This is a genomic window from Paenibacillus sp. J22P59 (genome assembly GCF_059383895.1).
The window spans coordinates 488,251-502,232 of sequence record NZ_JBXENX010000001.1; the positions used below are offsets into that span (position 1 = coordinate 488,251).

At 39.8% G+C, this 13,982-nt stretch carries 16 protein-coding genes; 7 read left to right on the forward strand and 9 right to left on the reverse strand.

Annotation, left to right across the window (positions count from 1 at the left end):
• Nucleotides 1-18: 18 nt before the first annotated feature.
• Nucleotides 19-1,233, forward strand: coding sequence for a cytochrome P450 family protein (locus AC50YO_RS02115; RefSeq protein WP_494842621.1), 1,215 nt, complete (start codon nt 19-21; stop codon nt 1,231-1,233).
• A 225-nt stretch (nt 1,234-1,458) separates the two neighbouring features.
• Here the strand turns inward: AC50YO_RS02115 and AC50YO_RS02120 are convergent, their stop codons facing one another.
• Nucleotides 1,459-2,076, reverse strand: coding sequence for a PH domain-containing protein (locus AC50YO_RS02120; protein ID WP_494842623.1), 618 nt, complete (start codon nt 2,074-2,076; stop codon nt 1,459-1,461).
• A 320-nt stretch (nt 2,077-2,396) separates the two neighbouring features.
• Between AC50YO_RS02120 and AC50YO_RS02125 the strand changes: the two genes are divergently transcribed.
• Entirely contained in the window at nt 2,397-3,950 is a 1,554-nt protein-coding gene (locus AC50YO_RS02125) for an alpha/beta hydrolase family protein (RefSeq protein WP_494842625.1), read from the forward strand.
• Nucleotides 3,951-3,976: 26 nt separating this feature from the next.
• On the opposite strand, the gene AC50YO_RS02130 is transcribed toward AC50YO_RS02125, so the two are convergent.
• From AC50YO_RS02130 to AC50YO_RS02150, 5 genes are read right to left on the reverse strand one after another with little or no spacing between them, the layout of a single operon-like run.
• On the reverse strand, nt 3,977-4,636 hold the full coding sequence (locus tag AC50YO_RS02130) for a hypothetical protein (protein WP_494842627.1): 660 nt from the start codon (nt 4,634-4,636) through the stop codon (nt 3,977-3,979).
• A gap of 17 nt (nt 4,637-4,653) precedes the next feature.
• Nucleotides 4,654-4,986, reverse strand: a complete 333-nt coding sequence (locus AC50YO_RS02135; protein WP_494842629.1) for a hypothetical protein — start codon at nt 4,984-4,986, stop codon at nt 4,654-4,656.
• Nucleotides 4,987-4,998: 12 nt separating this feature from the next.
• Entirely contained in the window at nt 4,999-5,676 is a 678-nt protein-coding gene (locus tag AC50YO_RS02140) for a hypothetical protein (protein WP_494842631.1), read from the reverse strand.
• A gap of 21 nt (nt 5,677-5,697) precedes the next feature.
• Nucleotides 5,698-6,396, reverse strand: a complete 699-nt coding sequence (locus tag AC50YO_RS02145; RefSeq protein ID WP_494842633.1) for a hypothetical protein — start codon at nt 6,394-6,396, stop codon at nt 5,698-5,700.
• 22 nt (nt 6,397-6,418) lie between these two features.
• Nucleotides 6,419-7,102: a hypothetical protein gene (locus AC50YO_RS02150; protein WP_494842635.1), complete on the reverse strand. Its 684-nt coding sequence runs from the start codon at nt 7,100-7,102 to the stop codon at nt 6,419-6,421.
• A gap of 390 nt (nt 7,103-7,492) precedes the next feature.
• On the opposite strand from AC50YO_RS02150, the gene AC50YO_RS02155 reads away from it, so the two are divergent.
• Nucleotides 7,493-7,960 (forward strand): hypothetical protein, encoded by a 468-nt coding sequence (locus tag AC50YO_RS02155; RefSeq protein WP_494842637.1) that lies wholly within the window; start codon nt 7,493-7,495, stop codon nt 7,958-7,960.
• A gap of 155 nt (nt 7,961-8,115) precedes the next feature.
• Here the strand turns inward: AC50YO_RS02155 and AC50YO_RS02160 are convergent, their stop codons facing one another.
• Together AC50YO_RS02160 and AC50YO_RS02165 are read right to left on the reverse strand one after the other, a co-directional pair.
• Nucleotides 8,116-8,535, reverse strand: coding sequence for a DUF6376 family protein (locus AC50YO_RS02160; RefSeq protein WP_494842639.1), 420 nt, complete (start codon nt 8,533-8,535; stop codon nt 8,116-8,118).
• Between the two features lie 156 nt (nt 8,536-8,691).
• On the reverse strand, nt 8,692-9,213 hold the full coding sequence (locus tag AC50YO_RS02165; protein WP_494842640.1) for a hypothetical protein: 522 nt from the start codon (nt 9,211-9,213) through the stop codon (nt 8,692-8,694).
• 368 nt (nt 9,214-9,581) lie between these two features.
• Between AC50YO_RS02165 and AC50YO_RS02170 the strand changes: the two genes are divergently transcribed.
• Complete coding sequence (locus AC50YO_RS02170) at nt 9,582-10,154, forward strand: TetR/AcrR family transcriptional regulator (RefSeq protein ID WP_494842642.1); 573 nt, start codon at nt 9,582-9,584, stop codon at nt 10,152-10,154.
• A gap of 248 nt (nt 10,155-10,402) precedes the next feature.
• Nucleotides 10,403-11,569: an MFS transporter gene (locus AC50YO_RS02175; protein WP_494842644.1), complete on the forward strand. Its 1,167-nt coding sequence runs from the start codon at nt 10,403-10,405 to the stop codon at nt 11,567-11,569.
• Nucleotides 11,570-12,086: 517 nt separating this feature from the next.
• Here the strand turns inward: AC50YO_RS02175 and AC50YO_RS02180 are convergent.
• Nucleotides 12,087-12,308, reverse strand: coding sequence for a carboxypeptidase-like regulatory domain-containing protein (locus tag AC50YO_RS02180; RefSeq protein WP_494842646.1), 222 nt, complete (start codon nt 12,306-12,308; stop codon nt 12,087-12,089).
• A 178-nt stretch (nt 12,309-12,486) separates the two neighbouring features.
• Between AC50YO_RS02180 and AC50YO_RS02185 the strand changes: the two genes are divergently transcribed.
• Nucleotides 12,487-13,023, forward strand: a complete 537-nt coding sequence (locus AC50YO_RS02185) for a hypothetical protein (RefSeq protein ID WP_494842648.1) — start codon at nt 12,487-12,489, stop codon at nt 13,021-13,023.
• Between the two features lie 475 nt (nt 13,024-13,498).
• Complete coding sequence (locus tag AC50YO_RS02190) at nt 13,499-13,828, forward strand: hypothetical protein (protein ID WP_494842650.1); 330 nt, start codon at nt 13,499-13,501, stop codon at nt 13,826-13,828.
• Nucleotides 13,829-13,982 lie beyond the last annotated feature (154 nt).

Below are 13,982 nucleotides of genomic sequence, written 5' to 3' on the forward strand. Positions count from 1 at the left end.
TATACGAGGAGAATCGTTATGAATAAATTGGCTTTCAATGTGCATGCTGCGGAGTTTCATCAGGATCCACATTCCGTCTTAAATGATTTCAGAGAGAAGGATCCGATCCATTTTTTTGAATTAAAACGATTTGGGGCAACGTACCGGGCTTGGTTGATTACCCGTTACGATGATTGTTTAGCCTTCATTAAAGACAGCCGGATCACGAGAGATGTGAAGAATGTGATGAGCGAGGAGCAGATTAGCCGTATTAATTCTAGTGATGATGTTGGTTTCGTTTCGAATCATATGCTAGCCAAAGATGCTCCCGACCACACCCGTCTCCGTTCGTTGGTACAGAAAGCCTTCACTCCCAGCATGCTCGTTCAAATGAAGCCTCGAATTGAAGAGATTGCCGATGAACTGCTAGACGAAATGGAGAAACAGGACGAAGTAGAGATCATGAGCAGCTACGCCTCTCCTTTTCCTTATATCGTCCTTTCCGAAATCGTTGGGATACCTAAGAAGGATCAGAAACAATTTCATCAATGGACAAGCGGCATCGTTGATACGTCGGAGGGTAACCACGAATTAACGAATCGTTATCTGAGAGAGTTTAAAAGCTACCTCGCTCAGTTGATTCATGAAAGAAGAACCAATCCGCAAAACGATATGATCAGCAAATTGATTCTAGTAGAAGAGGACGGGGATAAGTTAACGGAAGAAGAGCTTTACTCCATGCTCTTTCTGTTAGTTGTGGCGGGGCTCGAAACGACGGTCAACTTGATCGGTTCAGGCGTCCTCACACTGTTGCAGCATAGAGAGCAGATGGAGTTGTTGAAAAATCAACCAGAGTTCATTGACACTGCAGTAGAAGAGCTCCTGAGATATACCACTCCGGTAATCTTGATGGCTAATCGTTGGGTAACTCAAGATTTCACCTACAAAGAGCATCAGATTCAGAGGGGAGATATGATTTTTATAGGAATTGGGTCGGCGAACCGCGACCCTGCCCAATTTCAGAATCCTGAAATACTGGATATAACACGTACGCCGAACCAACATCTTTCATTCGGTTTGGGCAGCCATTTTTGTTTAGGTGCGCCACTGGCACGAATGGAAGGCCAAATTGCATTTTCGGCACTTCTGAACCGCTTTCCAAATATCAAGTTCGATCTGGGATCTAGCGAAATCCAATGGAGAAAAAATGCGTTTTTACGAGGTTTGGAGAGACTGCCAGTTTCCCTTTTATAAAACGGATGCTGCGAGTTGTGATGAGGTATGATCTGTTATCATATTGCGTGTTTTAATAGAGCCAGACGCTGGAATTAAATCGCTATGTACAAAAAAATATTACATGAATGTAAAACGTAAATGTCAAATAGCCGTCATCTTGATGACAAGATGACGGCTATTTATACATGTGTTCATTATGTTCATAGACAAGAGCCTTTTTTTCACACCCTATGGGCGATACGTTTATGGTTTGATATACATTTCGAATATATCAGAGTAATCACGTTTGCTTGTATAGTCTGATCTGGATTGACTCAACCATATGAAAGAATATACAGTAATTTTCTCGAATTGATCAGCAAGACTCAAGTTTTGTGAATGATTAGCGCCAACAGATTCACTAGCAATCTTAACAGCACGTTCAGCATAATTCATTAAATCTTCGTTTTTCCTCATCAAATCAGACATTGCCACTAGTACTTTATACAATACTTTTAGTTCTGGCAAGTTTTCTTTGGCAATATCAAGTGATAAGTCAAGTCCTCCTAGATTGAACTTAATTTCAACATCAAGGTCAAGTGTACCTGCCGTTTCGAGCAAAACATAAGTGATTTTATGAGTAGAGTAACTGTATCGTTTTAACGTGCGCTTCTTGCTTACAGCATTTTTTCCATCCAAATGAATTAATGCGTAGTTTGTGAAGCAATATTCATCAGATTTAGATTTGAGCAGGAAAAAGATCTTTTCCTGATCTTCATGCAGCAAGTAATCATCAGTATCACAATTATTATAGTCCCCAGGCTTTATTACTTTACATCTGTCGCTTAAACCCAATGCATCAGAAGCTAATCTTCCGAACATCTCTTCAACCCCTCGTAAATGTAGTATGTATAATCCAAGGTATTACAACAAATAAAATCATCGTACCATGTGTAATAGACAAAAATCTACATTAAATATATATACCAATACCGGTACATATATTTAATGTAGATTTTTTATCTGAAAAGTAATCAGGCTTTGACCGCTGAACGGAAGCGGGAGCTAAACAATACCGCCAGATCGAATGACAAAATTGTAAGGTTAATGTAAGTAAATGTAAGGCGGATCAATGGATTAGGCCAGCCTGGCAGGATAAGATTGGAATAAAGCAAAATAGAAATTTTAAAAGGAGAATCGAGATGAGACTGTTTGAACTGTTGCTTTTTTTGTCAAACATCGGGTTTTTTGCATTAACCGTCCTATTAAAAAAAGGACGGCGTAGAAATCCAGTATATATTGCAAGCGGGATTTCCGCACTTTTAATGATCGTTCATTTGATGGTGGAAGGATACAGAATTCAGTTGATCTTTCTATATTGCATAACGATCATTTTTTTAGCCATTTCAGGTTATAGCTATTTTAAAAAAACCGAGCCCCAGAAAATCCCACAATTTATTTTGGGGTCAACTTATATCGCTATAGCGATAATGCTGTTCGTAACAGCGGGACTTATGTATACATTTCCTGTATTTAAACTACCTGAACTGACAGGAGAATTTAAGGTAGGAACGCAAACTTTTCATTTCGTGGATCCAAATAGGGAAGAGATTTTCGACGAAGCTAGAGAGGGTAAAAGAGAATTGATGGTTCAGGTATGGTATCCTGCACAAGCTGTCTCCGGAAAGTATGCTCCCTTTATTCCCGATACCCAGATATTAAGTTATATGGCCGCTGATTATGGTCTTCCCGGGTTTACTTTTCAACACCTGAAGTACGTATCTAGTCATGCTTATTCGAGGGCCGAAGTCTCTTCGGCACAGACCTCATACCCGCTGATCCTAGCGAATCCCGGCTTCGGCTCTTCCAGGTTTCTCCACACGTCGCAGGCCGAGAACCTCGCGAGTCACGGATATATCGTGGCAGTAATCGACCACACCTACAATACATTTGCAACTGTGCTTCCAGACGGTCGAATCTCGACCAGTACAACCAACGACTTATTCTCGCCCGACCATGATTACCAGACGGAAAGCAATAATCGCGACAAGTTGGGAAAAGTTTTAACCGACGATGTGGCGCTAGCGCTCGACCAATTCGAGCTCATCCAATCGGGGCATATTCCCAGTCATCTAAAAGGGAGGATTGATCTTGGTCATGTCGGGGTGTTCGGTCATTCCATCGGTGGAGCAACGGCCTATGACGCTTCTTACGATCCGCGAATCGCGGTTGGAATAGACTTGGATGGAGGGCTTTACCGACTGCATGAAAGAGAGGGGCTGCAAAAGCCGTTTTTGTTCATCAACTCGGAAAACGAATTTGAAAAATTAAAAATGGTAATGGATAACCGGGTCTACACGGATGCAGAGCTTGACCGTATGGGCTCAACAAGAGAGTGGATGGATCAAGTAACGGAAGATAAAAAGTTGGAGCTAGAACGGATACGTGAAACGGTCGACGAAGGAGGACAATTTCTCTATATCGAAAACACGGAGCATTTGAATTTTGCCGACGTACAGTTCATTTCTCCGATTTTCAAAATGCTGGGGATTACAGGAAAGATTGCACCCGAAAGAGCGTACTCTGTTATCAATGCCTATATGTTGGATTTCTTCGATATGTATCTGAAAAATCAAGGCGGAATCTTAATGAAAGGCCCTGATAGTAGCTTTCCGGAGGTGAAGTTCGTTAACTCGCTATTATGCTTGGCTGCTCAAAAAGTAGAGCAGCCCAAAAGCAGAATGCAATATTGCTAGTAAGTGTAGTTAGCTGGTCATATGAATCAGCAACAGAAGCAACGAATTTCATTTACTTGTATGCTGCCCGTACAGAACGTATCTGGTTCCGGCGGCTCGCTAGGCGACTCGCAACGAATCGACACCGAGGCATAGTTATCGAAAAAAAATTCAACCCCACCAGTTCCACCTGGTGGCAGTTGTCTCTCAATGACGGTTCCATCCATCGTTACAAAAATAATAAATGCTTGGCATACGCCAGAATTAGTGAAAACCTGAAACTGTGCCTTGATTATCGGCAGGGTGGATAAATTCTGAATAACAACTTCAGTGCTTCCGCACGGCACGCGATAATTATCAGATATATTAAAATTCAGAACATTGCAGTTCTGCTGAATCGTATTGTTCATATTGTTAATAATCGTATTGGTTGTAGTCGTAATACCGTCAGCAATATCCGCATTGAGTTGGCTGAGGGAATTCGTCAAGTTGGAGTTCAAATTGCTGCTGCTGTTGCTTAGCGTGCTGGTTAAGCTATTAATGCTTTCATTCGTATTGGCATTAATCCCGATTAACTGAGCGTTAATTTCGTTGAGCAAATCCACGGCTTGATTAAGATTCAAACGGCGCCTCGGGCTTTTCCGGCATCGGTTCATTCTCTTGGTCTTACGAACGGGCTCGCATCTTACTTTCGTACAACTAGACAATATATTCCCTCCTTAATTTATAATTTTTTGCTGCCACAGCCGCAATCTCTTCCTAATACAACCGCGCTGGATGCCTGAAGCATGAATTGGATCTTTTGAAATTCAATATTTCTATTAATTTCATCCTGCATGAAAATTTGTTTAACCATCGTCAAATGCTCTTCGTTGGGGATATACTCCGCATGTCGCTGCATATAGCTTTGGAAGCGTTCGCTTCGCGCAAGCATCATTTCTTTGAATGCTTCCTGCAGGATGGATAGCTCGGCATTATTTCTAGCCAAATTTGCTAGTTCCGGCAAGTGCGCATAAACTAAGCGTGCGATTAATTGTTGCTTTGGCATATTGCTCACTGTTAATTCCCCCTAAACGCCATTATTTGCAGAGCAGCAAATGCAAAAGAATTCGGTGTAATCATAGAACCCTTGGCATCCTGAATTGGGTGGGGGAGGGGGGACAGGGGAATCACACCGGAAGGATATGCTCGAATAATTATCGACTAATATGCTTTCGTTATTATTAACTAGCCTCTCGATAATCGTTCCGTCCTTCATTACGATAACCAATACCAATTGACACGGTCCTCCTGATGCGAATACGCGTAGTTGTACGACACTCTTAATTGAGAGAGAGATATCCTTAAAGTAAGTTATGCCCGCACCGCATGGAATAAAAAAACTGTTGCCCATCCCAAAATTGCGAAAGAAGCAAGTCGTTTGGTTGGCTGTATTCATATTGTTGATTAAAGTATTCGTATTCACCGCTACGCTATCATTCAAGCTTGTATTCAAGGTGCTCAGCGATTGACTCAGGTTGGTATTTAAATGGCTAACGTTGTTGTTGATCGTACTGGTCAGATTGTTGATATTGCTGTTCAGGTTCACGTTCAATCCGGTAAGCTCGGCATTAAGCGTAGTGAGTGCGTTCGCTACGGAAGACAAATCAGAGCTTCTTGCAGTTGGTTTTGTGCTATTTTTCTTACACTTGCAGCTGGTTAAAGTTTGGGAACAATTCGAGCAGCAAGTCTCCTTGGACTTTGTCAACGCAGACACCTCCTTATGCAGTTAAGTGTTGGAAGAACAGCAAAAGCAAAAGTGCTCCTGTGTTTGAATATTTCCCGTGCAAAAGCTGCCGGCCGGAGGAGGCTGTACGGAAGAGTCGCAGCGAATGGAGATCGTGGAATAATTATTGGCTGTTATATTAATTTCATTAATCGTACCGTTTGGAACAAATCTTGGAGGGAGCGGCGTTTCAATCACGGTGCCTTCTAGCGTGACAATTATGATTGTAGCTTGGCAAGCGTCCGTGCTTAGTTGATTGCTCCTTGCGGTTATAAATACCAGCTCTGTAGGACGAAGGGATAGATTCTCGATTACAGTAACCGTAGTGCCGCATAAGACTTGGTAAGAGTTGAAATTGTTATTTTGTTGAGGCTCGCAAGTCGATTGGCCTGTATTATTCATATTGCTAACTATGGTATTGGTTGTCGTCGTAATGCTATCAGACAGATTGGCCGTTAGCGTGCTTAATGAACGGGACAGATTCGCATTTATGGCATTGCTATTACTATTAATTGCACTGCTTAAACCATTAATGTTGTTGTTCAAATTCGTAGTAGTGCTTATGAGCTGCGTATTTAAGGTGGTAAGAAGTGAAGCCACCTGATTCGCACTAGGTCTGGTGGTTGCCTGCGCTTGGACTCGGTCTCTTCTGCATAAAACTTTTTTCTTCGGTCGACATTTCGCCTCAAGTTTATTCCTCATCGTTATAGTCCCTCTCTCCTGTTCAAATGGGGTCACGATCCGAACAGCAGGCGCAGAATAAATCTTCCACTTGAAGTGAACCGATGCATTCACTGCCTTCTGGAGGAGGTCCGACCGTTGATTCGCAGCGAATGGATAGGCTGGCGTAATTATTAACCTGGATATTAAACTGGCCGAGCGGCAATATCCGCTCAATGACCGTTCCTTCCATGGTTACAATAACCAGTACTGATCGACACGGACTTTCTGTAGGGGGTTGATTGTTGAATACACGAATTTCAATTCGAGTTGACGGCAAGGATGAAAAGTTCTCTACTAATGTCCTAGTTGTTCCGCATGGAATGGAATAAGAGAGGAATGAACCGAATCCCGTGTTTTGACAATTGTCTTGGCCTGTCGTATTCATATTGCTGACAATCGTGTTGACACTAGTTGTGACGATATCGGTTAATGAGGCATTCAGCGTACTAAGAGAATGAGTGAGATTGTCGTTCAGGTTGCTGCTGCCATTGCTAATCGAAGAGGCTAAATTCGTAATGTCATTATTCGTATTCGAGTTGATTCCGGTCAACTGACTGTTCAAGATTTGAAGGGCATCCACCACTTGGTTGACATCGGACTGCCGTACGATCGGCATCACGCTTTTGCATTTGCGTTTTTTACGAGTCCGAGAATTTTTACAATGCGCTTTCACAGAAACAGCCAATACTGCTCGCCCTCCTAAGCTTGTAATTTTATAGTACTCACTGGAAGTGCTTGTTTTTTGCCACAACAACAGTTTATTAGGGCCTGGCTTGTCAAGTCTGTACGATTGACTGATGGCGATTGGCGGATAGATATAATGGCCCAAATGCATCGAAAAAGTACTAGGTGAAGAATTAACCCCAGAACAGAAAATATAAGACTTAGAGGCTTTAGAAGGATGAAGGGCGAATGTATTACTCTAAAATGGCATATTCGGGGAAAAAGGTTTTAATAGGGGGACAAGATGGATTTTAGTTTACCGATTGATAATTATGTCGTTCGTAGATATGAGATGCTATAAGAAATGTCCAAAAAACTATATAAACCATCCCGAAATTGAGGTGTTCTAAAGTTGAAGAAAATAATTGTTATGTTGAGTGTATTTTTATTATTAATCAGTTGTTCTAATACAATTAATGACCAAGGAAATCAACAAGCCTTAATTGAACCAGTACTCGTAAAAACTCAGAACTATGAAGGTATTATCTTTTCAGAATCATGGATGCCTAATACAGAAACGATTGCTCAATTAGAAAATGGATTGGAACGGTATCTTGCTAATTTATCTAATAAAGATAATCTTCATGATAAAGAGAGCCTTGTGTTTGTTAAAGATAATATTAAAGATTATAAGAGACAATATGTTGGAATAATAGAAAAAGGTAAAAAAATAATATATTGTAATTTTATCCTTAGTGACACTGTTGATTGGAAGAATAAAAATTTGATGGTTTTTGATGGAGGACCAAGATATTTTCATATTAAATATAAGGTTAAAACAAATAAATACTTTGAATTAATAATTAATGGGTATGCTTAGTGATGCTTTTGATGAAGTCGGTTACTAGGATTAATGGCCTTTGTTGCATAATAAGAGGTGGGGATAAAAGTTCATAAGTTCAGAAAGAGAAATAGGTACATATTCTTGGCAATCAAGAATATGTACCTATTGTCGAATTAGGCCAATTATGATCGTCACTGACCAAGTTGTTGAAGCTGGTTCATTAACTCGGTGATCTCCTTCATTGTCTGCACCATTTCTGACTGCGCTATTGTTTCCAAGTTAATCGTTCCATTAGAGAGTTGAGAGATATAGGTATTGATCTCTTGGAGGAATGATTCGTTGTATTGGGTTAGCTTGTCGTGCACGTCTTGTGCGAAGGCAGGAGCATCCAGTTGATTGAATTGGGTAATGTCTTGTTTCATCTGTTCTAATGAAGTGGTAAATCGGTCTAGTCCGGCGGAATTGGTTAATGCATCTTGTGCCATCGTTGGTAATTGCTCTGAGAAGGTTGAAACTTCATTGATGTAAGTCGACGTCTCCGTGACATAGTTCAACGATTGATTCGCGTTGTCAATCAACGAGCAACCAGAAAGCAGACTTGCGACTAGCATCAAGATTATGATGCGATATTTCATGTTACCCCCCCTTAAAAATATTGTTCTATACTCATACTGTTTGAGGAGCGATTGGTTTCATTTGGTTACTCGAACTCTGGGTTGGTTTTCCGAAATAGCCGATTAGCATTGTTATTTAAGAGAGAACAGAGGCTATTCCTTTAATGCTTCATTCTCATATTTCAATATCATGTAAGAATCAATGTAATTAAGGAAGGCTTTGTAGCTGTCTTGAATAACTTTTTTGTTCGTTCCTTGATCATCAGACAAATGGATTTCTGGAATAGGGAAAGTACCAAGTTTTTCAAGCTCGGATCGTAATGGTAGCGTCTCAGACAAATATTGAAGAGCTTGCATTCTAGGATAAGTGAAGGCTTCTTCTCCACGATACATTTTAATTACTTCTAATAAGAAATCAGGTCCGGACTGAGGAGGATTGGGGAATTCTTGCCAAGCCCGTTCACCAGCTCCTCTGGAATCTACAGACATTGAGCTAGCGTATTCGATAAAAGCCTTATAAAGTCGATCTTCGTGAAGCATCGCCTCTCTCTTTCCTAGCTTTTTGTCGAGTTCTTTCTCTAAATCCAAAGGGGAGGGGGTATTGGATTGGCAGCCTATCATACTCATAACAACTACAAATAAAATGACACATCGCACGACTCTTTGAAAATCCATAGATTGGATCACTTCCTGACATTTGGGTGTTCAGTACTTCATAAATGACGTTCTAATTCATGATTTAGTTTCACAAAAATGTCTTCTAAAAACTCGTTCACTTTTTGTTAAAAGCAGGGATTGATATGGACACCCATGGAGGAAAGCGTTGCAAACGGCAGCGTTTTATTGCTATTTGGAGATTGTGGAAATATTATTAAAGCAGGCTAACTAGCAGAGTTTCGATGGGCATCCTGATCTTACCTATATGCCTCTTCATAACGCAGGATATAGGCAGCTCTCGGTGGTACAGTATTTGTAATATACTTTAATTTATTTAGATACAAGGTAATTTTGACTTTAATCGAACATTCATTTATTCTATTGGCATGAGACTAAAAGATGAAAGTAAAAGCGAAAGTATTTTTAATGCAGCAATCCAGTTAATAAATGAACATGGCTTTGCTCAAACGTCAATGTCTAAAATTTCCAAGAAAGCAAATGTGTCAGCTTCAACAATTTATGTTTACTTTGAAAACAAGGAGGATATGCTTAACAAATTGTATCTTAGTGTAAAGAAGAAAATGGGATTAGAGATTTTCAATAAGTTCGATGAGACCGCACCTTTACAGCAATCATTTGAAACAACATTAAGAAATTTTTTTAATTATATTCTAGACAACAAAGATGAATTTTTATTTATGGAGCAGTTTTCAAATTCTCCTCTTATTCATAAAGTATCACGTATTGAAGGAATAGAATCTTTCTTACCACTTCATAATTTAATTGAGCAAGGTAAAAAACAAAATGCTTTCAAACAAGTTGATAAAGGATTGCTGGTTATCTTTGCGTTTGATCCAATTATGAAATTTGCGAAAGAATATTTCAACGGTCAGATAGAATTGAATGAAGATAATCTTAATTGGATTATTCAAATGAGTTGGGATGCAATGAAAACGTAAGTTACAGAACGATTTCAGAGGAAGTGTCTACCATTATGAAATAATAATGATGGAGTTACCTTTCTCTTTATTTTTTCTTGATTATAATCGAACGATCGTTTATTATAGAAAATGTTCATTATTGTTAAACGATCGTTCGATTATTAAAGGCGGTGAAATTATTGATTCTATAAAGCACTTATATACTGTGTTATGAAGCGGAATGAACTAAACTTTATTAACCAAATGGAAGAAGGATATGAATAGGAATGGATAAAAGAATATGGTTATTAGCGCTTGCCGTCTTTGTGGTAGGAACCGTTGAACTCGTAATTACCGGAATAATTGACATGATTGCACAGAGTTTTCAAGTATCCATCGGTACAGTTGGCCAACTCCTTACAGTGTATTCGTTGGTCTTTGCCATTGGTTCACCAATCTTAATTACTCTAACATCAAAAATGGAAAGGAGGAAGCTACTCCTTATAGCCATGTTTGTTTTTTTGGCCGGGAATATATTATCGCTCGTTAGTCCCAATTTTTCAGTATTGATGATGTCAAGGATCTTACAGGCAGCAAGTTGTTCTTTGATTGTTGTTCTTTCCATTACCATGGCATCCGGAATCGTTGCTCCACATCTTAAAGGTCGAGCAATTGGTACGATCTTTATGGGGATTAGTGCAGCCTTGTTGTTAGGTGTGCCGCTAGGTACATGGATTGGAGATCTATGGGGATGGAGAATGACTTTTGGAGTAATTGCATTGCTTACTTTAATTGTGACGTTGTTCTTGATTAAATCATTACCAAAATCCTCTCCTCAGCCTGGAGTACCACTTTTAAGTCAGCTCAAAACGCTTAAAGAACCCAAGATTTTATCTGCTCACATTGTTTCTATTCTGCAAATGACAGGGCAGTTCACCATTTATGCATACATCACACCATTCATGCGGGATCAAATGAACTTATCAACTTCGACGATAACGTTAGTACTTCTCGTATATGGTTTGGGAGGAATTGCAGGCGGCTGGCTTGGAGGGTGGGCTGCCGACAAACTGGGAGCTAAAAAATCCATTTTGGTCACACTGCTCCTGCATGCAGTAGCTGTTTTATTACTTCCTTGGGCTTCCACATCGTTAGTATCATTTATATTAGTAGTCGCTTTATGGTGCGCATTTAACATGGCGCCAAGTCCAGCCATTCAGAGTTACCTTATCCAATCGGCTCCGAAATCTGCCGAAATTCAGCTTAGTTTAAATACTTCTTCATTGCATCTCGGACTTGCTTTGGGATCCATGCTCGGAGGTATCTTAATCAATAAATATTCAGTAACGATCAACCCTTGGGTAGCAGGTAGCATCCTTCTTTTAACCTTAATACCAGCTGTCTATTCCTTAACGAGACCTATGAAAAACGAATCAGTTACGATTCAAGAGTAGCATGAATTCAGATAACCTTATCATTAACATGAAAAAGAAGGAGGAGATGAAACAATGATTAGACATATGTTTATGGGCTCTATAAAAGATGATGACACAGAAGTGCAAGTAGATGGGATCTTGGAAGCTTATCGTTCACTATTAGAAATAGGCTACTAAAATCTTTTTTACAGTACTGATCCAGTAGAATACAGTGCCATTGTGAAAGTTTTATACTTTTAAAAAGTAAAGATAGAACAATAACCATTTGCACTGAAAGTAGAAAGATCTATTTAAATGGGAAATAAGATAGCATAGCCGTGCGCATAACAAAATAAATAATCTCACCATAAAAGACGGTTGCTATTCCAAGAGAATAGCAACCGTATATATAGAAGAAATTAAGAGGCTGCGACGAAGCAGAAATAATCTGTGGTAGGGACAGTCTTTTCACAATAGAATACTACATATGTGATCCTTGCTTCAGCGTATCAATTTTGAGAATACTACTCTTCATGCTCGTCTGGCATGATAACGTCTAATATCGTGTCTCGAAGCTGATAATAATTGGAGTTCTTTGTTGCGTTTCCTTCCCAGGAAATGAGAACTGTACGCGATAACTGCCTGGAGCCATGCCAGATATGCCATATTGTCCGATAAAGTTTGTAATAACTTGACGTAGTAAGAGGTCTGCGGTGTTAAAGACCTGGACGAGCACACGATATAATGGTTTAAAGCTTTCGTCACGGACAGTGACCAAAGACCAGCGCTGAATGAGAGTTGAGTAATATCAGTGTCGGATGACAAGAATATGAGCCGATACGAAGAAGCTGCTGGCATTATCGGCAGCTTTATCACGTTAACGGAAACGCAACATTTTCCAAATATTTACGTTTAAATAATGGAAGGAATTATGCTGATAAGGATGGCGATGGTTTATGAACAACTCCAATCAAATGCTAGGTGCTATGGTAATACTCATGACAATTACTATCTTGATGTTGCTAGTTGGCTGCAATAACAACAATGCACCTATTGAATCTATGCCCTCCAACACTGATTCGAGTTCAACACCGACTTCAACGTCACCTGAAACACCTTCTCAGTCACCAACTCCGACACAAATCGGAGAAACTAAAACTTATAATCATGGCGGACTTAAACTTGAGTTAACAAATGTCTACGAAATTCGAACCGAAAGCATGAACGATGACGGAGGTAATCCATGGGAATACAGTGTTTTTGTCTGTTATCCCGGTGCAAGCGTTACCGTATTAACCGCCGATATGAGTGATAGTAATTTCTCTGCGGATGGAAAGTCTCATGCAAATTGGGGTGTTCTCTTGGCTTCTGGTGGACGTAAAGATATCGTGGATGATATGAATTCATTTGAAGTTACGCCTGATATACTCGGCATTTATAACCTCGAATCGAGTATGTATGTATTGAAAATAGAGATGTACAAAAATAATTAAAGCACCTAAGAGATGACATTTATGAATTATATCGGAATATTATCGTTTCTTTCAGAAAATGAAGTGGCTCTATGTCTGACTCGAACGATATTGCCAAGATGGTTGTCGGATGACAAGAATATGAGCCGATTAATTACCGCATGAAATCGCGTTTTTTTTATTGTATAGGTACACATTCTTGGCAAAGTGCAATGTCAAGAATATGTACCGATTGCCGATGAAGGAGGTAACATACATATAAGTAATTGCAATACCAGTCACTGGTAGATCCATAGGAAAGGCAGCAGTTAGATGGAGAAGGCACAAACTAGATGAGGATTAACCTAGAAAAAGGGGTGACGTTCGGTCATACAGATTATGTCTTCACATAATAGAGTTTTGTGGCTAATATACTGCCGCGGCGGTGTTAAGCTAACGGGCAGTAGAGTTTCAATATGTGTTAAAATGACGGAGACTAAAATTTGGAGTTGGAGTAATGACTATTAGCAAAAATGGGTCAAGAAAAATTAATGTCGGGCAAGAGTCATACAGATGGCTACTCACTCCCTCAGCAAAAGGGATTATAACGTTGACCGTCCAGCATGATGAAGTGAGAGGGCAATTGCTCCGGGTTGATATAGAGTCAGACATCAATGAATTCTGGGTGGAGTTTCCGAATGTTGAATCACTCAATAACAAAATCGTAATGCCTGCAGAAATAGCTTTATTTATTTCGGAGGCAGCCAGACAAGGATGGAATCCCAAGGAAAAAGGTGCGTTATTAAGGTTAAAACATTCTGATAACAAGCTGGTTTCATTGAATTAACGAGAAATGTTAATTAAGAGTAAGCGACAATAGGTGGAGGTCTGATTTATTCTTTTTTTCAAACGTCGGTTTTTCTTTACGAAAGCCATTGTATTAAAATGGACCAAAAAGAAAAGGCTGTCGATATTTTCTCGACAGCCTAGGCCTGCACTTG